This window comes from Escherichia sp. WS1152 (assembly GCF_046487665.1).
GTDB classification, from domain to species: domain Bacteria; phylum Pseudomonadota; class Gammaproteobacteria; order Enterobacterales; family Enterobacteriaceae; genus Escherichia; species Escherichia coli.
Window position 1 is genome coordinate 96,211 of the sequence record NZ_JBJQJA010000005.1, and the last position, 21,138, is coordinate 117,348.

Here is a 21,138-nt window from a genome sequence, read left to right on the forward strand (position 1 = left end):
CTGTCCATTCTTCCTGAATGACGGAATTATACTCCACGAGAACCCTCGCCCCCTCTGGACACTTTTCCGAAATAAAGGCGAAAAAAAACGGGACCTTGTGGCCCCGTTCTGTTTTTTAGCGAACTTACAATCTCACCGGATCGATATGCCAGATATGATCAGCGTACTCTTTGATAGTACGGTCAGAAGAGAAGTAGCCCATATTGGCAATGTTCAGCATCGCTTTTGCGGTCCACTCTTCCTGAAGCTCGTAGAGTTCATCGACTTTATCCTGACAATCGACATAGCTGCGATAATCCGCCAGTACCTGGTAGTGATCGCCGAAGTTGATCAGCGAATCAACCAGATCGCGATAGCGACCCGGATCTTCCGGACTGAATACACCGCTGCCGATTTGCGTCAGCACCTGATGCAGCTCCTCATCTTTCTCGTAGTATTCACGCGGTTTGTAGCCCTGACGACGCAGTTCTTCCACTTCTTCCGCTGTGTTACCAAAAATAAAGATATTGTCAGCACCGACATGATCCAGCATCTCGACATTCGCACCGTCCAACGTACCGATAGTCAGCGCACCGTTAAGCGCAAACTTCATGTTACTAGTGCCGGAAGCTTCCGTCCCTGCCAGCGAAATCTGTTCAGACAGATCTGCCGCCGGAATGATCAACTGCGCCAGGCTAACGCTGTAGTTCGGGATGAACACGACTTTCAGCTTATCGCCAATCTGCGGATCGTTGTTGATCACTTTCGCTACGTCATTGATCAAATGGATAATATGCTTCGCCATGTAATAGGCCGAAGCCGCCTTACCGCCAAAAATATTCACGCGCGGTACCCACTTCGCATCCGGGTCGGCCTTGATGCGGTTATAGCGGGTAATCACATGCAACACATTCATCAATTGACGTTTGTATTCGTGAATACGTTTGATTTGCACATCGAACAACGCCTTTGGATTCACCACCACATTCAGCTGCTGGGCGATATACTCCGCCAGACGCTTTTTATTCTCCAGCTTCGCCTGATGCACAGCGTGATTAACCATTGGGAAATCACAGTGTTGTTGCAGCTCATTAAGCAGGCTAAGGTCGGTGCGCCAGTTACGGCCCAGGTGTTCGTCCAGCACGGCTGAAAGCGATGGGTTCGCTACCGCCAGCCAGCGACGCGGCGTCACACCGTTGGTGACGTTGGTGAAACGACCCGGGAAGATTTTCGCAAAGTCGGCAAACAACGATTGCACCATCAGATTAGAGTGCAGTTCCGATACACCGTTAACTTTGTGGCTCACAACAACCGCCAGCCAGGCCATACGCACACGACGACCGTTGGATTCATCAATGATCGACGCCCGTCCCAGCAGATCGGTATCGTTCGGATACTGTTCCTGCAAGGTTTTCAGGAAATAGTCGTTGATTTCAAAGATGATCTGCAGGTGACGCGGCAGAATTTTACCCAGCATATCAACCGGCCAGGTTTCCAGCGCCTCGCTCATCAGCGTGTGGTTAGTGTAGGAGAAGACCTGACAACACACCTCAAACGCGTCGTCCCAGCTAAATTGGTGCTCATCGATCAGCAGACGCATCATCTCAGGAATCGACAGTACCGGATGGGTATCATTGAGATGAATCGCGATTTTATCCGCCAGGTTATCGTAGGTTTTATGCAACTGATAATGGCGGCTTAAAATGTCCTGAATGGTCGAGGAAACCAGGAAGTATTCCTGACGCAGGCGCAGCTCACGCCCGGAGTAGGTGGAGTCATCCGGATACAGTACGCGAGATACGTTCTCGGAGTGGTTTTTATCTTCCACTGCCGCGAAGTAGTCACCCTGGTTGAATTTACCGAGGTTAATTTCGCTACTGGCTTGCGCACTCCACAAACGCAACGTGTTGGTCGCGTCGGTGTCGTAACCCGGGATTATCTGATCGTAAGCGACTCCCAGAATCTCTTCGGTTTCAATCCAGCGCGTTTTTTTACCTTCCTGCTGAATGCGACCACCAAAACGGACTTTATAGCGCGTGTTGTGGCGTTTGAATTCCCACGGGTTACCATATTCCAGCCAGTAGTCAGGCGACTCTTTCTGGCTACCGTTAACGATGTTCTGCTTGAACATACCGTAGTCATAGCGGATGCCGTAACCGCGCCCCGGCAACCCTAACGTCGCCAGAGAATCGAGGAAGCAAGCCGCCAGACGTCCCAGGCCACCGTTACCGAGGCCCGGGTCATTTTCTTCATCAATCAGCTCTTCGAGATTTAACCCCATCGCTTCCAGTGCGCCCTGTACATCTTCGTAAATTCCTAGCGACAACATGGCGTTGGAGAGCGTACGGCCAATCAAAAACTCCATCGACAGGTAGTAAACCTGACGAGTTTCTTGCGACAACTGGGCACGGTTTGAACGTAACCAGCGCTCCACGAGACGATCGCGCACAGCAAATAACGTTGCGTTCAGCCATTCATGTTTATTGGCGACGACCGGGTCCTTTCCAATCGTAAACATCAGCTTGTAAGCGATAGAGTGCTTAAGAGCTTCTACGCTAAGCGTGGGCGATGAATATGTAAACGGAGCATTCATATAGGCGTTTCCTGAAAACTATTTCAAGCGATAGTAAAGCTCACGGTACGACTTCGCCGCGACCTGCCAGCTAAAATCCATTGCCATAGCCTGACGTTGCACAAACCGCCACAGTGAAGGACGGGACCACAGTACAAAAGCACGTCGAATAGCCCGTAACAGCGACCAGGCATTACTATCTTCAAAGACAAACCCACTGGCGACGCCATCTGCAAGGTTCTCAAGAGAACAGTCAGAAACCGTATCAGCAAGCCCACCGGTGCGCCGCACTAACGGCAGCGTACCGTACTTCAATCCATAAAGTTGCGTTAAGCCGCACGGTTCAAAACGGCTGGGCACCAGAATGACGTCCGCGCCGCCCATAATGCGATGCGAAAATGCTTCGTGATAGCCAATCTGAACGCCCACCTGGCCGGGGTATTCCGCTGCCGCCGCAAGGAAACCTTCCTGCAGCACCGGATCGCCCGCGCCGAGTAGCGCCAGCTGCCCGCCCTGCTCCAGAAGGCCCGGTAAGGCTTCCAGCACCAGGTCGAGACCTTTCTGGCTGGTCAGACGGCTCACCACTGCAAAAAGCGGCACTTTATCGTCAACCTTAAGCCCCATTGCGATTTGTAACTGGCGCTTATTTTCCGCTTTATCTTCCAACGTATCGCGGGTGTAACGCGAGGCCAACAGTAAGTCCGTCTCTGGACTCCAGATTTTCTCGTCCACGCCGTTCAGTACGCCGGAAAGACGTCCTTCACGGTGACGCTGTTGCAACAGACCTTCCATACCGTAGGCAAACTGCGGTTCGGTGATCTCGCGAGCGTAGGTTGGACTGACCGCCGTAATGTGATCGGCATAGTACAGACCGGCCTTCAGGAAAGAGATTTGTCCGTTGAATTCCAGCCCATGAATATTAAAGAATGACCATGGCAATTGGATGTCATTCATGTGATGTGCATAAAACATGCCTTGATAGGCCAGGTTGTGCACAGTAAACACCGACTTCGCCGGACGCCCACGCGCCGCCAGATACGCAGGCGCAAGGCCTGCATGCCAGTCGTGCGCATGCACCACATCAGGACGCCAGAATGGGTCAAGCCCGCTGGCCATTTCTGCCCCAACCCACCCCAGCAGCGCAAAACGCAATACGTTGTCGGTATAGGCAAATAAGTTGGTATCGTGATACGGGCTTCCCGGACGATCATAGAGATGCGGCGCGTCAATCAGGTATATGCCAACCCCGTTGTAATGACCGAACAACAGCGTGATATGCCCGGCGAAGGTATCACGACGGGATACTACCTGCGCATCGGTCACGCCACGGCGAATATCGGGAAATGCAGGCAACAGTACGCGAGCGTCAACGCCGTCTGCGATTTGTGCTGCGGGTAATGCCCCAATAACATCAGCCAGACCGCCGGTTTTAAGCAGCGGGAACATCTCTGAACATACATGTAAAACCTGCATTATCGCTCCTGTTTATGCCCTAACTTCCGTAGCATTTCGCGCGTTACCAGCACGATGCCTTCTTCTGAACGATAGAAACGACGTGCATCTTCCTCTGCGTTTTCACCAATCACCATGCCTTCCGGAATAACACAAGCACGATCGATGACGCAGCGACGCAGACGGCACGAGCGACCTACCCATACTTCCGGTAACAAGACGGCGGAATCAATGTTGCAGAATGAATTCACGCGAACGCGCGAGAACAGAACGGACTGCACCACCACCGAACCGGAGATCACACAACCGCCGGAAACCAGTGAGTTAAGGGTCATCCCGTGGCTACCGGAGCGATCCTGCACGAATTTCGCTGGCGGTAATGATTCATTGTAGGTGCGAATTGGCCAATTGCGATCGTACATATCCAGTTCCGGCACCACAGAGGCCAGATCGAGGTTCGCTTTCCAGTAAGCTTCCAGCGTACCCACATCGCGCCAGTACGGCTCGGCATCCGGGTCGGATTGTACGCAAGAGAGCGGGAACGGGTGCGCATAGGCCAGACCGGCTTCGGTGATCTTGGGAATCAAATCTTTGCCAAAGTCGTGGCTGGAGTTCTCATCGCGATCGTCTTCTTCCAGCAGTTCATACAGATAGTCGGCGTCAAAGACGTAGATACCCATACTCGCCAGAGATTTGCTCGGATCGTTCGGCATTGACGGTGGGTTAGCAGGTTTTTCAACGAATTCGATAATTTTATCGTTCTCATCAACCGCCATAACGCCAAATGCGGAGGCTTCTTCAATCGGTACTGGCATACAAGCAACGGTGCAACGTGCGCCTTTTTCGACGTGGTCGATAAGCATACGCGAGTAGTCTTGCTTGTAGATATGGTCGCCCGCCAGGATCACCACGTATTCCGCTTTATAACGGCGGATAATGTCGAGGTTTTGGGTGACCGCATCTGCGGTGCCGCGATACCAGTTTTCCCCTTTCATTCTCTGCTGCGCTGGCAGCAGATCGACAAACTCGTTCATTTCTTCATTAAAGAATGACCAGCCGCGCTGAATGTGCTGCACCAGAGTGTGGGACTGGTACTGGGTGATCACGCCCATACGACGGATCCCGGAGTTGATGCAGTTAGACAGCGCAAAGTCGATAATGCGGAACTTACCGCCGAAGTGTACGGCCGGTTTTGCTCGCTTATTGGTTAAATCCTTCAGGCGGGTACCACGTCCTCCCGCCAGTATCAGGGCAACAGATTTCAATGGCAGCTGGCGCGCCAACATTAAGTGATCGTTCTTCTCTAAACTAACCATGACTAACTCCTTTTTTATCATCTCTGGAACACACACAATCCGTGTGCAGGTCCCTGCCAGACAGCCGTAATCACTGGGTTATCCTCTCCAGCGAATGGGGGAATGGCGTGCCACTCCCCAGCAGGTAAAACAATCTCTGTTACCTCAAGCGTGGCGTTAATTGCGATCAAAAAGCGATCCGAGAGCAGAATTTGCAGCTGTTTCGGCCCGTTTTGCCACTCATCCGTGCTTAAAGGTTGAGCATATCGATTTAGCCAACGGACATTGCCGTCGCCTTCTTCCCACCAGCGATTCTCCACCAAAGCGGGAATACGCTTGCGCAGATGGATTAACGCGGCGGTAAATGCGGTTAAACCACTGCTTGCCTGCGACCAGTCCAACCAGGTTAATTGGTTATCCTGACAGTAGGCATTGTTATTGCCATGCTGGCTGTGACCATGTTCGTCACCGGCCAGTAACATCGGCGTGCCCTGGGAGAGCAACAACGTTGTTAACAGGGCATGAATGCTGTCGCGCCGCCGTTCAACCAGATCAAGAGTACCGCCTAACCCTTCTTTACCATGATTGTTACTGTAATTGTTGTTGGTCCCGTCGCGATTTTCTTCTCCGTTTGCTTCATTGTGTTTATGGTTGAAGCAAACGCAGTCGCGCAGCGTAAAACCGTCATGTGCGGTGACGAGATTAATCGCGGCACTAGGCAGACGACCATTACGTTTAAAAACATCGCTGGAGGCAGCAAAACGCTCTGCAAACGCCCCCAGAGGCAAATCATAATGCAGCCAGAAACGACGGGCAGCATCGCGGAAATGATCGTTCCACTCGGCAAAAAGCGGCGGGAAATTTCCCACCTGATAACCACCAGGAGCGATATCCCACGGTTCAGCAATTAACTTCACCTGCGAGAGCACCGGGCAGTTCTGGATAGCGGTAAACAACGGCGCATCCTGACGGAACTCTGGCGTACGGCCCATGACTGCCGCCAGATCAAAGCGGAAACCATCGACGTGGCAGGTTTCTACCCAATAACGCAGGCAGGCGCTGGCATAATCCACCACCGCCGGGTGACTCAAATTGAGCGTGTTGCCACAACCGGTCCAGTTGTGATAATCGCCGTCTTCTCTTATCCAATAATAGCTACGGTTGTCGATCCCACGCAGCGAGAATAACGGGCCGTCGAGGTCCAGTTCCGCACTATGGTTGAGCACGATATCAAGAATGACTTCGATACCCGCTTTATGCAGTGCTTTGATTGCATCGCGAAACTCATGCAGCGCCGTTTCTGGCGAGCAGGCATACGCCGGATGCAGCGCAAACATCGCCACCGGGTTGTAACCCCAGTAGTTACTTAGCCCCATGCGTTGCAGACGTGGTTCACTGGCAAACTGCGCCACCGGCAGCAGTTCCAGCGCGGTAATGCCCAACTGTTTCAAATAGTTGATCATCACCGGATGCCCGAGGGCTTTATAAGTGCCACGGATCTCGACCGGGATCTCCGGGTGCAGGTACGTTAATCCTTTAACATGGGCTTCATAAATGATGGTGCTGCCCCACGGCGTGCGCGGCGGGGCATCATCTTCCCAGTCATAGTGATCAACCACCACTACGCATTTCGGCGCAATGGCGGCGTTGTCGCGATAGTCAGGTTCATTATGACCGGCGTGCAGCAGCGGGTTATCTTTAAATTCCCCGTCAATTTGCCGCGCGCAAGGATCAATCAACAACTTCGCCGGGTTAAAGCGATGCCCCTCGGCGGGTTGCCAGGGGCCATGAACGCGATAACCATAACGCAAACCCGGGCGCGCATCCGGCAGATAACCGTGCCAAATGTCGCCACTGTGCCCTGGCAAGTCATAGCGATGTTCCTGGCCATTGGCGTCAAAGACACACAGCTCTACCCGCTCGGCATGAGCGGAGAAAAGTGTGAAGTTGACGCCCTGACCGTCGTAATGCGCGCCGAGGGGAGCGGGTTTGCCAATGGCGAGTTGTGTCATTCTGCCTCCCGAACCAGCCAGATAGTGGCCAGCGGTGGTAGCGTCAGGCTTAGTGAATGCTGACGACCGTGGCTGGCAATCTCATCGCTGTGTACCGTGCCGCCATTGCCTGCATTACTGCCGTGATAGTGCATGGAATCGGTATTGAGGATCTCACGCCATTTGCCTGGCTGATTAATGCCGAAGCGATAATCATGACGCGGCACCGGCGTAAAGTTACTGGCAACGATGATTTCGTTACCCTCTTTATCGCGACGCACAAAGATCAGCACCGAGCGTTCTTTGTCATCCACCACTAGCCATTCAAAGCCGTACGGGTCAAAATCCAGTTCATGCATCGCTTTATGGTGGCGGTAGGTGAGGTTCAGATCGCGCACCAGACGCTGGACACCGTGGTGCCAGTTATCGCCGCCTTCCAACAGATGCCAGTCGAGGCTGGCGTCATGGTTCCACTCGCGGCCCTGGGCAAATTCGTTCCCCATGAACAGCAGTTTCTTGCCCGGAAATGCCCACATCCAGCCATAGTAAGCGCGCAGGTTAGCGAATTTCTGCCATGCGTCGCCCGGCATGCGGTCGAGAATCGATTTTTTACCGTGGACCACTTCATCATGCGACAACGGTAGGACGAAGTTTTCAGTGTAGTTGTAGAGCATCCCGAAGGTCAGTTTATCGTGATGATACTGACGATAAATCGGGTCGAGCTTCATGTAGTCCAGGGTGTCATGCATCCAGCCGAGGTTCCACTTGTACCAGAAGCCCAGACCGCCCATATCCTGCGGACGAGAAACGCCAGGGAAATCGGTAGACTCCTCAGCCATTGTCACCGCACCGGAAACCTGCTCACCAAGAATACGGTTGGTATTACGCAAGAATTCAATCGCTTCAAGATTCTCGCGCCCGCCAAATTCGTTCGGGATCCACTCCCCCTCTTTACGGCTGTAGTCACGATAAATCATCGACGCCACCGCATCGACGCGCAGCGCATCAATACCAAAACGTTCAATCCAGTAAAGCGCGTTACCGACGAGGAAGTTACTGACTTCACGGCGACCATAGTTGTAAATCAGCGTGTTCCAGTCCTGATGATAGCCTTCGCGCGGATCGCTGTGTTCATACAAGTTCGTACCATCAAATTCGGCAAGCGCAAAGTCATCAGTCGGGAAGTGGCCTGGCACCCAGTCGAGAATCACGTTCAGACCAGCTGCGTGTGCAGCATCAATGAAATAACGGAAGTCGTCGCGAGTACCAAAACGGCGGGTTGGTGCATACAGGCCGGTTGGCTGATAACCCCAACTGCCATCGAAGGGATGCTCGTTAATGGGCAGTAGTTCGAGGTGGGTAAAGCCCATCCATTTAGCATAAGGCACCAGTTGATCGGCCAGCTCGCGGTAGCTCAACCAGAAATTGTTGTCGGTGTGGCGACGCCAGGAGCCCAGGTGAACTTCATAAATAGAGATTGGCGCATCAAACTGATTCGCTTTTTTGCGCTCTTCAGTCTGTACAACCTTTTCCGGCAGCCCGCAAATAAGAGACGCGGTTTCCGGGCGCATTTGCGCTTCGAAGGCATAAGGGTCGGACTTCAGACGCAAGTTGCCATTGGCATCAATCATCTCGTATTTATAGAGCTGACCGTTATGCGCCCCAGGGATAAACAATTCCCAGATGCCGCTCTCTTTACGCAGGCGCATCGGGTGACGGCGACCGTCCCAGTAGTTGAATTGCCCAACCACCGAGACCCGACGGGCGTTTGGAGCCCAGACAGAGAAACGCGTACCTGTGACGCCATCCATAGTATCTGAATGCGCGCCTAAGGTTTCATACGGGCGCAGGTGAGTACCTTCAGATAATAGCCAGGCATCCATTTCCTGGATTAGCGGACCAAAACGGTAAGGATCATCAATCAGGTTTTGCTGACCATGCCAGACAACAGCCAACTGATAGCGGAAAAAATTCTTACGTCGCGGAATGACGCCGCTAAAGAATCCCCGTGAGTCGAGACACTCCAGTTTTGCGAGTTTGCGCCCGGTTTTCGGTTCAATCACCCACACATCGGTAGCGTCGGGTAAAAGGGCACGGACTTCCAGTCCCGCGGTGGTTTTATGCATTCCCAGTACGGAAAAAGGATCCGCAAAATGGCCTGCAATTAGCGCGTTAATCACGTCTCTATCGATACGATCGGACATGCTTGTCTTCCTGTTTTATTGTGTCACCCCATCCAATTGGATTTTTGACTTCTGGTTGTGACATTTTTTTGACCTGAACGGCGCAGCACTCTGTGCATCCTCTCTGCGTCGTCCTCACTTCAGGTAAGGCTGTGAATACTCATGTATTCAGCCACCCTTAAAGAATAGCCAATGCTCTATTTAACTCCCGGTAAATCATGAAACATCTGCGCTTACTCCTGTATTACGCACTAACAGGGGCGGCATCGCGCCCCAGATTTAATGAATAAAGATTACGCCAGTTGACGAAGCATCCGACGCAGCGGCTCCGCGGCCCCCCACAGCAGCTGGTCGCCCACGGTAAAGGCTGACAGGAACTCTGGTCCCATATTCAGCTTACGCAGGCGGCCTACCGGCGTGGTCAGCGTGCCGGTAACGGCAGCTGGGGTTAGCTCACGCATAGTGATTTCCCGATCGTTCGGAACGACTTTCGCCCACGGATTGTGCGCAGCCAGCAGTTCTTCCACGGTCGGAATCGACACATCTTTTTTCAATTTAATAGTGAATGCCTGGCTGTGGCAGCGCAATGCCCCGACACGCACACATAAACCATCTACCGGAATTACGGAAGATGTGTTGAGGATCTTGTTGGTTTCCGCCTGCCCTTTCCACTCTTCGCGGCTCTGACCGTTATCGAGCTGTTTGTCGATCCACGGAATCAGGCTACCCGCCAGCGGCACGCCAAAGTTATCCACCGGCAGCTCACCGCTACGGGTTAAGGTTGTGACTTTGCGTTCGATATCGAGAATAGCAGAGGACGGGGTCGCGAGTTCATCTGCTACATGGCCATACAGATGGCCCATCTGGGTTAATAACTCACGCATATGTCGCGCACCACCGCCGGAAGCGGCCTGGTAGGTTGCAACGGACACCCAATCAACAAGATCATTGGCGAATAAACCACCCAACGACATCAACATCAGGCTTACGGTACAGTTACCGCCAACAAAAGTCCTGATGCCATTATTTAATCCGTCGGTAATGACGTCCTGATTGACGGGGTCAAGAATAATGATGGCGTCATCTTTCATGCGCAGAGACGATGCTGCGTCAATCCAGTAACCCTGCCATCCGCTTTCACGAAGCTTTGGATAGATTTCGTTGGTATAATCGCCGCCCTGACAGGTCACAATGATATCGAGGGCCTTTAGCGCCTCCAGATCAAAGGCATCCTGAAGTGTGCCAGTGGTTCCGCCAAAAGACGGCGCAGCCTGACCAAGCTGAGAAGTAGAAAAGAAGACAGGGCGAATGGCGTCGAAGTCGCGCTCTTCAACCATGCGTTGCATGAGAACGGAGCCGACCATACCGCGCCAGCCGATAAAACCAACATTTTTCATAAGCGTTTTTTCCTGCAAAGATGTGTGCTGTATAAATGTGCCGGTCTCCTCTTGGCACATCTTTCACCATACAAAAAGCAGCCAAAGTCGCAAGTGAAATTAATCAATGATAGCGAAGCCATCAGTAATGCGACTTATCCTGCTTTGTTAGCACGCAGAAAGTCCGCGGCAATTATCAGGGAATTTGAGTTATGAATGAAATCATTTCTGCAGCAGTTTTATTGATCCTGATTATGGATCCGCTCGGAAACCTACCTATTTTCATGTCCGTACTGAAACATACTGAACCGAAAAGACGGCGGGCAATCATGGTGCGAGAGTTGCTTATTGCTCTCCTGGTGATGCTGGTGTTCCTGTTTGCGGGTGAGAAAATTCTGGCATTTCTCAGCCTGAGAGCAGAAACCGTCTCCATTTCTGGCGGCATCATTCTGTTTCTAATTGCCATTAAGATGATTTTCCCCAGCGCTTCAGGAAATAGCAGCGGGCTTCCGGCAGGTGAAGAGCCATTTATCGTGCCGCTGGCAATTCCGCTGGTCGCCGGGCCAACTATTCTCGCCACGCTGATGTTGTTGTCTCATCAGTACCCGAATCAGATGGGACATCTGGTGATTGCTCTGCTGCTGGCCTGGGGCGGCACCTTTGTCATCCTGCTACAGTCTTCGCTATTTTTACGTCTGCTGGGCGAGAAAGGGGTGAACGCACTTGAACGCCTGATGGGATTGATTCTGGTGATGATGGCAACCCAGATGTTCCTCGACGGCATTCGAATGTGGATGAAGGGGTAAGGTTCAAACAGGTGCTGCACACAACCAGACGCGGCACCTGTTTTATTACCTGAACTGATAATGACCTTCGCCCAATCGGATAACCCTTCCCTCTTCTTCTGCGCGGTTCAGCCACACACTAATTTGTTCGATGGTTAAACCAGTACAAGACGCCAGCCTTTCAATACTTATCGATTCCTTTGCAAGGATCGCCAGTTCCGCCACAAAGAGTTGATAAAAATCGACAGGCGTATACGCGGGCATTACTGCGTAATTTGCGTCATCTTCATGCAGCGAAAACAGTTCTGGTTGAGCGTTACGGAGTGCTCTGTCATACATCAGCCCAGGAACGTCTGGCAGTCTGATCGTCACATTCTCAGCCTGTTCAGCACTCCATGACGCCCCATTTTCTACTAATCGTGAATTGGCTGATTGCATATCCTGATTTGGTTTAACCTGCACAGGCAGCCACTGATGTTTTAATGCCTCCATCGCCCCGGTTATCGTTCCACCGGTCATTCCCGCACGTACAACCATTGCGCTTTCAGCAAGGCAATAAATATATTTATTTCGCGCCATCGCATTGCCGACGGTGAAACGTACCTCTGGGTAAAACGGCGAAATCAACACCAGGTTGCCTGCTATAAGCCCTTCACGCCATTTCACTAACGTACTCGTTTTTAACAAGCTATCAGCTAATACGCCAACAGCAGTTCCCCCGGCCTCCAGTGCCGACGCCATTGCACATTCATCAATACCTCGCGCACCACCAGAGATAACGCAAATCCCCTGTTGGGCCAGTTTCGCGGCCAGTTGTTGGGTATAGCGCAAATCGTCAGTCGGAGCATCTCGCGAGCCAACAATCGCCATACCTTCCGCTTGCAGTAATGCTTTATTCCCGCAGCCAAATAAAACGGGAGGTGCATCCGTTCGCAATCGGTTTTTCAAGCGAACGGGATAATCAGCATCTCCGCGGGTTAAGATCCATAAACCGGCGCGTTGCCACTTATCTACCGCCAACGCCAGACTATGACCACGCGCCAGCAAGCCAAGAATACGCTCCTGAGAAATACGCGGATCGCTCCAGCCTGTAAGTTTCTCTTGCGGTTGCGGCACCAGAAGCTCGGCGGGACTGATACGTTGGTGCTTCAGCCATAATGCAAACTTCCCCCATTCACTATTACTAAGAGGTTTATACTCACTCGCCGCCGCGCGAGAAAAATCGCTGGTTAGCAGGAGAGTTGCTTGTGCATTGGCTGAAAGATTCATCAATTTTTTACCGAGGTAGAAGCAAGGGCAAGAGGATAAACCGTCGGGCAACCTGCCTGGCGTAACAGTGCTGTCAGAACTGTCAGCGTCCATGCAGAATCCACGATATCGTCAACCAGCAACGCCGGACCAGGCATCAAAGGAGGGGTAATCACAAACGCCCCGTCGAGATTTTGACACTGGTGGAAACGGTTTTGCTGCATTTTCTGCGGTGGATTGTCCACGACTTTTTCAATGGCATCAATAAAAGGTAAGCCAAGTTTCGCCGCCAGTCGCCGGGCAAAATCAGGAACCAGGTCGAGGTGCTTTAATGAAGGAACGCAGCATACCCAGGTTGGTTCAGGATGCGGATTCCAGCGTTGGCGAACCATTTCCGCACATGCCTCCACCAGTTCATCACTGAATCGCCCCGTTTTTTTCTCCTGTGCTACCTGCTTTCCCCACCCGGAATCTCCCCAACGAGAAAGGATTCGCCCCGTAGATCCTTGTAAACTCGCAGGCAAGTTCCCTTTAAATCCGTATTGCGTAAAAGCCCCAGCTGCCACCTGTTTATTGAGATTTAATGGCAGGTCAGCGTGTTTAATAAATAAGTTTGCCGCATGGAGTAAGCCGCTATCAATGTCGGGCGACAACAACGGATGCTGAAGACAACTGCTACATTTACCACAATGTTCGGCACCTGGCTCATCGAGTGCGCGGCGCAGAAATTGCATTTTGCACTCCTTGGTCGTGATATAGCTTTCAACGTCTGCCAGCTCACTTTTTCTCTGATTCATCAAATGGTTAATTCGTTCATGGTTAGGAGAAAAACTGACAATTGTTCTGCGCCATAATTTCTCGGTATACACCACAGGCGATGGATTTTCAGCTACCAATAATTTCAGTGCTTTTTCTATTTGCCCATAACGGAGATTCGTCCGTTGTTCAATGCCTCGTAAGGTAAGACCGTCATTCACGCTAAGTACGTTGAGTATTTCATGAATTTGCGCCTCCGCAGGAAAGGCGCTTTCACGGAAGAATTTATGAATAGCACGGTCTTCACTGCCGCAAAGCAGTATGCCAACAGCAGAATCGATACCGCGACCGGCACGCCCCACCTGTTGGTAGTAACCAACTATCGAACCTGGCATCTGGTAATGAATAACAAACCCCAAATCCGGTTTGTCAAAGCCCATTCCCAGCGCCGTTGTCGCAACCAGCACTTTAATTTTATTTGCCAGCAACGCCTGCTCCAGATATTCCCTGGCAGTATTAGAATCTTCCGCGCCTTCGCAAGTCACGCCGCTGTAGTAAGCAAATGCACTGATACCATTTTTCCTTAACCACTCGGCGACAAGTTCGGCATCGCGAGTAGTCAGGGTATAAACAATTCCCGATTTGGAAAACTGAGGGATAACCGTTGCTAACCATGCCAGACGGGATGACTGTTCACCTAAGACTAAGGCATCAAGCGCCAAACTTTCGCGAGCCAGCGTTCCACGCTGAATCACAATGTCACCCAATTGCTGACGGATATCCTCAACGACACGGTTATTCGCTGTCGCGGTTGTACCCAGAACAGGGGTATTCGCAGGTAGTTGGCGCAAAATATCTAATATACGTCGGTAATCCGGGCGAAAATCGTGGCCCCAATCAGAGATGCAGTGCGCCTCGTCGACCACAAGCAAGCCAATACGATCGGCTATAGGATATAAAACCGTTTCGATAAAGTCCTGGTTTGCCAAACGTTCCGGGGAAACCAGCAAGCAATCGACCTCACCTTGCAGCAACTTATCGCTAATGCGCTGCCATTCTTCTCTGTTTGTAGAATTCAACGTTTCAGCCGTAATACCTAACCGTTCAGCGGCGGCAACCTGGTTACGCATCAGGGCAAGCAAAGGAGAGATGATAATTGTCGGGCCAGCGCCGCGATCGCGGAAGATTTTACTGGCGATGAAGTACACAGCACTTTTCCCCCAGCCAGTGCGTTGGACAACCAGCAGTTTTCGCCGTTGGTTCACCACCGCGTCTATGGCTTCCCATTGCCCTTCCCTGAAAGTAGCGGTGGTATTTCCTAACATCCGCTGTAAAAGCAATTCAGCTGCGTGCTTTTCCATCTTTATCTCCTGCGATCTTTGGGCAGTGATTAGAACGGATTATTTGCAGGTAAATTTGCGAGAGAGATCAAAAAGATGAAGAGAGGAGAAAAGAGAAATGAATTACTGCGAGCAAGCTCGCAGTAATTTGTCGCAGTAATTAACTCAACAGCTGGAACGCAATCATCCCAACGATGGCACCGACAGTGCCGAGGATGGTTTCCATCATGGTCCAGGTTTTCAGCGTTTCGGCTTCGGTCGCGCCGGTAAATTTACCGAACAACCAGAAACCAGCGTCGTTAACGTGGCTGACAACAATCGAACCACCGGCGATACAAATCGACAGCGCCGCCATTTGCGCACCGGAGTAGTTCAGTTGTTCAATAACCGGCATCACCAGTCCCACCGCCGTTAAACAGGCAACGGTTGCAGAACCCTGAATGATGCGCACTGCAGCTGCCAGCACGAAGCAGGTGATAGCAATCGGCAGGCCCATGCCGGTTAACGCTTCGCCCAGTGCCGGACCTACGCCAGAGTCAACCAGCACCTGTTTGAACACGCCGCCCGCACCAATCACCAGCAGAATGATCCCCGCCGGTTGCAGCGCGTGACCGCAAATCTCCATCACTTTGTCTTTTGGCATGCCCTGACGCATTGCCAGGCCATAAATCGCTACCAGACAAGCAACCAGAATCGCGGTAAACGGATGACCAATAAACTCGAACCATTCGTAAGCGGTAGAGCCTTCCGGCACAAAACGCGCGGCAATGGTTTTCAGCCCCACCAGCACCAGCGGCAGCAGGATCAGCGACAGGCTGAATCCGAAGGACGGCATTTTGCCTTCGCCGAGATGCGGCTCGCTGATGTCGTCAGGAATATGCAGCTCAACGTAACGGCTGATGAAGTTACCCCACAGCGGCCCGGCAATAATCATTCCCGGAATTGCCGCACACAGGCCAATCAGGATCATCCAGCCAAAATCGGCGTTCATCTGCGATGCCAGCAGCATTGGCGCTGGCCCTGGCACCAGGAACGCAGCCGCGGCCGCCACGCCTGCGAATAATGGGATTACCAGCTTCACCAGGTTCGTACCGGTGTGGCGCGCCATTGAGAAAGCAACGCTAATCAGCAGAACAATCGCCACTTCAAAGAACAGCGGTAGCGCACAGACCAGCCCCGCAAGGCCGATGGCATAATGCGCGCGGCTGTGACCGAAGGATTTAAGCATTTTGACGGCAATCTGATCGACTGCGCCGGTTTCATGTAAGATCTTGCCAAACATAGCTCCCAGGGCGACAACCACCGCCAGGAAGCCGAGGGTGCCTCCCATCCCTTTTTCCATCGTCGCTGCGATTTTATCGAGCGGCATACCGGAAAAAAGGCCAGCCCCCATGGACACCACCATTAAAGCCAGGAAAGCGTGCATACGCGCCTTCATGACTAAAAACAGCAGCAGTAAAACAGACCCTACTGCTGTTAAAACAAGCGTTAATGTAGTCACTACTTATTTGCCTTTTTTAATAACCTCAATGGTGCTTGCCACAACACCTTCCAGCGGTTGATCGATATCCACCACCAGTACATCGGTTTCGTCCGCACCCGGCTCCTGCAGCGTTTCAAACTGCGTCACCAACATTTGGGTTTTAAAGAAATGGCCTTTGCGCGCTTTCAGGCGGCTTTCAATCACATCAAAATCGCCTTTCAGGTAGATGAAAGAGAGATTCGGATTACCTTCACGCAGCAAGTCGCGATAGTGTTTTTTCAATGCAGAACAGACGATCAGCGACACTTTATTAGTGCGCTGCATAGCAAACGCGGCGTCGTTCAGCGCCTGCAACCACGGTTTGCGATCGTCGTCATTCAGCGGTTCGCCAGACGCCATTTTTTCGATATTGCGCCGTGGATGGAGGAAATCGCCATCAAGAAACGCGGCATGAAGTTGATGCGCCACTTCACTTGCGACCGCAGATTTGCCGCTGCCCGATACGCCCATCAAGACGTAAATGTGGTGATCATGGTTAGTCGTGCTCAAAGTGGTGCCCCCACAATACAAGAATTAAAAATGTTACGGGTAACTGTTATCGGTAACATTCTCCGGCCGGACAATATCAGAAGCAATATCCATCCGTGCCTTAAGTGTATAAGTGTGAGCTACTTCAAATTTGTGGGCTTAAATAGATCCGCCCGGTGACAAGGTGAAACCTAAATCTAACATTTTCGGTGTCACAGATTCGCCACGAATACGCGCCAGAAGGCGTTCAGCGCCAATACTGCCCATCCGCTCACGCGGCGTCAGCACGCTCGCAAGTCGTGGCTCCATCACCTGACCAATGTCATGACCGTGGAAACCGGCAATCGCCATATCGTCAGGAACTTTTAACCCCAGACGCTGACATTCAAACGCCGCGCCGACCGCCAGATCATCATTAGTACAGAACACGCCATCCAGCTGCGGATATTCCCGCCGCGCCTGGCGAATCAGTTCAATACCGGAAGAGTAAGAAGAAGATTGCTCAACCATCACGCTATACGGCACCAGGCCTGCATCCCGCATCGCCTGTTCGTATCCCTTCTGTTTGATGATAGTACGTTCGTCGAGACGTGCGCCGAGATAGGCAATATGGCGATGCCCGCGAGCAATAATGGCGGCGGTCATCTGGCGTGCCGCTTCAAAGTTATCAAAACCGACGGCAATATCGAGGCATGGCGACTTGCTGTCCATCAGTTCCACCACGGGAATCCCCGCCACTTCAATCATCTTTAAGGTGCGCGGCGTGTGGGTACGTTCGGTGAGGATAAGTCCGTCGATATTCCATGAGAGCATTGATTCGAGACGTTCTTGCTCCATTTCCGGTTTATAACCGTAGTGGGCCAGCATGGTCTGATAACCGTGCGCGTCGGTGACGCTTTCGATTCCGCGTAATACTTCCGCGAAAACCTGGTTGGTGAGAGAAGGTAACAGGACGCCAATCGCCCGGCTGGTGGCGTTAGAGAGGATATCGGGCGCACGATTGGGAATATAGCCCAGTTCATCAAGAGCCGCGGCAATCTTGCCGCGTAGAGCGACGGAAACCTGCTCCGGGTTGCGTAAAAAACGGCTGACCGTCATTTTGGTCACGCCTACACGGTCAGCCACATCCTGAAGTACGGGTCTTTTCTTTTTCATCGTCCTGAAGGTACAAAAGAGATAGATTCTCTTAGTTTAACACGGACGCATCAGAACCTTCCCGGGGAAAACAGTGCTTGTTTACAATTATTAGATATACACTAAATCAATTGCATCGCATTGTGCTAACGACGCGGCAAAACCCCGGAAGCGTACATCAGCACGCGACCGGAGCGAGCGAGGAAGCCTGCAAAAGGGCAGGCTTCAAAGATGCCGTTGAGTTTTAAACCGGCGGCAGATCGAACAGTAACACTTCGCTGTCGCTATCCGCATGGATGGAGATTGCCTGCTCATCCCAGATTGCCAGACCATCGCTGGTCGAGGCTTTCACGCCGTTAATGGTGACATTGCCTTTCACCACCTGGATCCAGACGCGGCGTTCAGCGGCAATCTGATGCACCGACTGCTCATCTTTCAGCAACGCCCAGCGGTACAGTTCCATATCCTGATGCACTTTCAATGAACCATCTCGCGCATCTGGCGAAAGCACCAGTTGTTTGCCCTGCACGGCATCGAAGCGACGCTGTTCATAACGCGGCGTAATACCGTTTTCTTCAGGCATGATCCAGATCTGATACAGATGCAGACGCTCGGTGCTGCTTGGGTTGTACTCTGAGTGACGAATACCCGTACCCGCACTCATAATCTGGAACTCGCCCGCCGGAACCTGCTCTTTATTGCCCATGCTGTCCTGGTGCTCAACAGTACCTTCCAGCACGTAGGTCAAAATTTCCATATCTTTATGCGGGTGAGTGCCGAAGCCCTGCCCTGCTTCAATCACGTCGTCGTTAATCACGCGCAGCGCGGAGAAGCCCATAAAGTTCGGATCGTAATAGTTGGCAAAAGAGAAAGTATGCCAGGAGTCCAGCCAGCCATGATTTGCATGACCACGTTCATTTGCTTTGCGTAAGTAGATCATTTGTATTCGCCCCCTGAATGATTTCGATGGGCTTAGTGTGGACCCGATCTGCCTGGGATGATAGAGGGTGAAAATTGACCCCTCTGTTCAAAAAAATTGAACTATTTGAGGGGCCATCAAACTTACTTCGCGAGAGTCACGGTGGAGGGAGAGGCTTGCTCGAATCCGCGTTCAAGGATTTCCAGATTCGTAAGAACTTCAGATTCCTTGACGTAATTTGGCGCACCGTGGGTGATGGTTTGATACAACGCATCATAAACGCGCCCGTAATCGCCCATCTCCGGCTTCATCTCTTCTCTGACCGTCACGCCCTCGTCATTGACATACTCCAGCACACCGACCGAATCATCCGCTGCGAATCCCGGTTCGCCCGGCATAATATTAGCCTTCAGGCTGGTTTCCTGCTGGTCGATACCGTATTTAATAAACGAACCTTTCTTACCGTGAACGATAAATTTCGGATAATCGATTTTCACCAGATGGCTGGTTTTGACGATGGCTTTTAGATCGCCATAAAACAGTTGCGCTTCGAAAGTATCGTCAGGATTGGCTTTATTGCGCAGGCTGCGGATGTCATAAGCGACGTGATCCGGGCGACCGAACAGAGAAATAATCTGGTCCATCGTATGCACACCAAGGCCATAGAACGCGCCATCCTGCGGCAGCCCAGGTTTGGTTTCTGCCACCGGGCGGTAATAGTCAAAATGGCTTTCCACTTCGACAATCTCTCCCAGCTTGCCGCTTTCAATCGCTTTTTTCGCTGTCAGGAAGCAGGAATCAAAGCGACGATTCTGATATGGCGTGACGGTCAGCCCTTTGCTTTTCGCCAGTGCAAACAGCTCTTTCGCCTGCGCAAGTGTCGGAGTGAACGGTTTTTCGACCAGCACATTTTTCCCGGCTTCCAGCGCGCGTTTCGCGTACTCGAAATGGCTGTCCGCGTGGGTGCAGACCACAACCAGCTTAACATCGGGATCGTTTAGCACTTCGTCGAGATCGCTGGTGAAATGGATATGAGAGTAAATGGGAGCCTGTTCTTCCGGCTTCGCATGGCGACGAAAAATATGCGCGACATGCCAGCTATCCTTGCGGTTAAGTACATACGGCAGATGGTAACGGGTGGTGCTTTTGCCGAAGCCAATAAAGGCGCAGTTGATGACCATGATTTCGTCCTTTTTAAGGTGGTTATTTACACCTTAGCGCAAAGCGGACGTGGTTCCTACTGGAGTGCGCATAACGAACACAAGCACTTCCCGAGGATAAATTGAGAACGAAAGATCAAAAAAAAAGCCAGCACCCGGCTGGCTAAGTAATACTGGAAGCAATGTGAGCAATGTCGTGCTTTCAGGTTCTCCGCGAGGGTCTTCCTGATCGCGAGACAATAATAATCATTCTCATTCGCACTTGTCCAACACTTTTTGCAAAAAAAATGCATTTGACTCGCATTCGAAAGTCAATGATGTTGAAAGGGACATTTACCCCAAAGAGGACAAAGGAATGAGTGAGATAGTGATACGCCATGCTGAAACGCGCGATTACGAGGCCATCAGGCAGATTCACGCCCAGCCGGAGGTGTATTGCAACACACTACAGGTGCCTCATCCTTCCGATCATATGTGGCAGGAGCGACTCGCCGATCGTCCCGGCATCAAACAGTTAGTTGCCTGTATTGATGGAACCGTCGTGGGTCACCTCACCATTGACGTGCAACAGCGCCCACGCCGCAGTCATGTTGCCGATTTTGGTATCTGTGTCGACGCCCGTTGGAAGAATCGCGGCGTCGCCAGCGCCCTTATGCGAGAGATGATTGAAATGTGCGACAACTGGTTGCGGGTAGATCGTATCGAGCTAACGGTGTTCGTCGATAACGCGCCAGCAATTAAGGTCTATAAAAAATACGGCTTTGAAATTGAAGGGACTGGTAAGAAGTACGCATTGCGTAATGGTGAATATGTCGATGCGTATTATATGGCGCGGGTGAAGTAAAGAATATTCTCAAATTGCCTGTTACCAATGTGAATAATTAGTTTTGTTCATCTAATTTGAGTTTTTCCTTATATTACCACCATCATTTTGAAA

The 21,138-nt window shown here is 51.7% G+C and carries 15 protein-coding genes; 2 read left to right on the forward strand and 13 right to left on the reverse strand.

Annotated features, from left to right (window positions below; genetic code table 11):
• Window positions 1-124: 124 nt before the first annotated feature.
• From glgP to asd, 6 genes are all read right to left on the reverse strand, one after another.
• Complete coding sequence (gene glgP, locus ACJHW7_RS10035; protein WP_000993449.1) at window positions 125-2,572, reverse strand: glycogen phosphorylase; 2,448 nt, start codon at window positions 2,570-2,572, stop codon at window positions 125-127.
• Between the two features lie 18 nt (window positions 2,573-2,590).
• Entirely contained in the window at window positions 2,591-4,024 is a 1,434-nt protein-coding gene (gene glgA / locus ACJHW7_RS10040; protein WP_001197646.1) for a glycogen synthase GlgA, read from the reverse strand.
• On the reverse strand, window positions 4,024-5,319 hold the full coding sequence (gene glgC, locus ACJHW7_RS10045) for a glucose-1-phosphate adenylyltransferase (protein ID WP_000253975.1): 1,296 nt from the start codon (window positions 5,317-5,319) through the stop codon (window positions 4,024-4,026). Before glgC ends, glgA begins: the two co-directional genes overlap by 1 nt.
• 17 nt (window positions 5,320-5,336) lie before the next feature.
• On the reverse strand, window positions 5,337-7,310 hold the full coding sequence (glgX, locus tag ACJHW7_RS10050; RefSeq protein WP_021557277.1) for a glycogen debranching protein GlgX: 1,974 nt from the start codon (window positions 7,308-7,310) through the stop codon (window positions 5,337-5,339).
• A complete protein-coding gene (gene glgB / locus ACJHW7_RS10055; protein WP_001283746.1) occupies window positions 7,307-9,493 on the reverse strand; it encodes a 1,4-alpha-glucan branching enzyme in 2,187 nt (728 codons plus the stop codon). Before glgB ends, glgX begins: the two co-directional genes overlap by 4 nt.
• Before the next feature lie 272 nt (window positions 9,494-9,765).
• Complete coding sequence (gene asd / locus ACJHW7_RS10060; protein WP_000799956.1) at window positions 9,766-10,869, reverse strand: aspartate-semialdehyde dehydrogenase; 1,104 nt, start codon at window positions 10,867-10,869, stop codon at window positions 9,766-9,768.
• 191 nt (window positions 10,870-11,060) lie between these two features.
• On the opposite strand from asd, the gene yhgN reads away from it, so the two are divergent.
• Window positions 11,061-11,654, forward strand: coding sequence for an NAAT family transporter YhgN (yhgN, locus tag ACJHW7_RS10065; protein WP_001002544.1), 594 nt, complete (start codon window positions 11,061-11,063; stop codon window positions 11,652-11,654).
• A gap of 45 nt (window positions 11,655-11,699) precedes the next feature.
• Here yhgN and ACJHW7_RS10070 read toward each other — a convergent pair whose 3' ends face one another.
• The 7 genes from ACJHW7_RS10070 to ACJHW7_RS10100 form a co-directional block, all read right to left on the reverse strand.
• Window positions 11,700-12,995 (reverse strand): DNA-processing protein DprA, encoded by a 1,296-nt coding sequence (locus tag ACJHW7_RS10070; RefSeq protein WP_011310318.1) that lies wholly within the window; start codon window positions 12,993-12,995, stop codon window positions 11,700-11,702.
• Window positions 12,902-14,998: a RecQ family ATP-dependent DNA helicase gene (locus tag ACJHW7_RS10075; protein ID WP_021557278.1), complete on the reverse strand. Its 2,097-nt coding sequence runs from the start codon at window positions 14,996-14,998 to the stop codon at window positions 12,902-12,904. Before ACJHW7_RS10075 ends, ACJHW7_RS10070 begins: the two co-directional genes overlap by 94 nt.
• 139 nt (window positions 14,999-15,137) lie before the next feature.
• On the reverse strand, window positions 15,138-16,478 hold the full coding sequence (gntU, locus tag ACJHW7_RS10080; protein WP_000210111.1) for a gluconate transporter: 1,341 nt from the start codon (window positions 16,476-16,478) through the stop codon (window positions 15,138-15,140).
• A gap of 3 nt (window positions 16,479-16,481) precedes the next feature.
• Window positions 16,482-17,009: a gluconokinase gene (gene gntK, locus ACJHW7_RS10085; RefSeq protein WP_000108330.1), complete on the reverse strand. Its 528-nt coding sequence runs from the start codon at window positions 17,007-17,009 to the stop codon at window positions 16,482-16,484.
• Between the two features lie 138 nt (window positions 17,010-17,147).
• Window positions 17,148-18,143, reverse strand: coding sequence for a gluconate operon transcriptional repressor GntR (gene gntR, locus ACJHW7_RS10090; protein WP_000730247.1), 996 nt, complete (start codon window positions 18,141-18,143; stop codon window positions 17,148-17,150).
• Window positions 18,144-18,366: 223 nt separating this feature from the next.
• Window positions 18,367-19,062 (reverse strand): quercetin 2,3-dioxygenase, encoded by a 696-nt coding sequence (yhhW, locus tag ACJHW7_RS10095; protein ID WP_000639811.1) that lies wholly within the window; start codon window positions 19,060-19,062, stop codon window positions 18,367-18,369.
• Between the two features lie 122 nt (window positions 19,063-19,184).
• Window positions 19,185-20,222 carry an oxidoreductase gene (locus ACJHW7_RS10100; RefSeq protein WP_000236293.1) on the reverse strand — a complete coding sequence of 346 codons (1,038 nt, stop codon included), beginning with the start codon at window positions 20,220-20,222 and terminating at the stop codon, window positions 19,185-19,187.
• A gap of 334 nt (window positions 20,223-20,556) precedes the next feature.
• On the opposite strand from ACJHW7_RS10100, the gene yhhY reads away from it, so the two are divergent.
• Window positions 20,557-21,045, forward strand: coding sequence for an N-acetyltransferase (yhhY, locus tag ACJHW7_RS10105; protein WP_001626123.1), 489 nt, complete (start codon window positions 20,557-20,559; stop codon window positions 21,043-21,045).
• The last annotated feature ends 93 nt before the right edge of the window (window positions 21,046-21,138 follow it).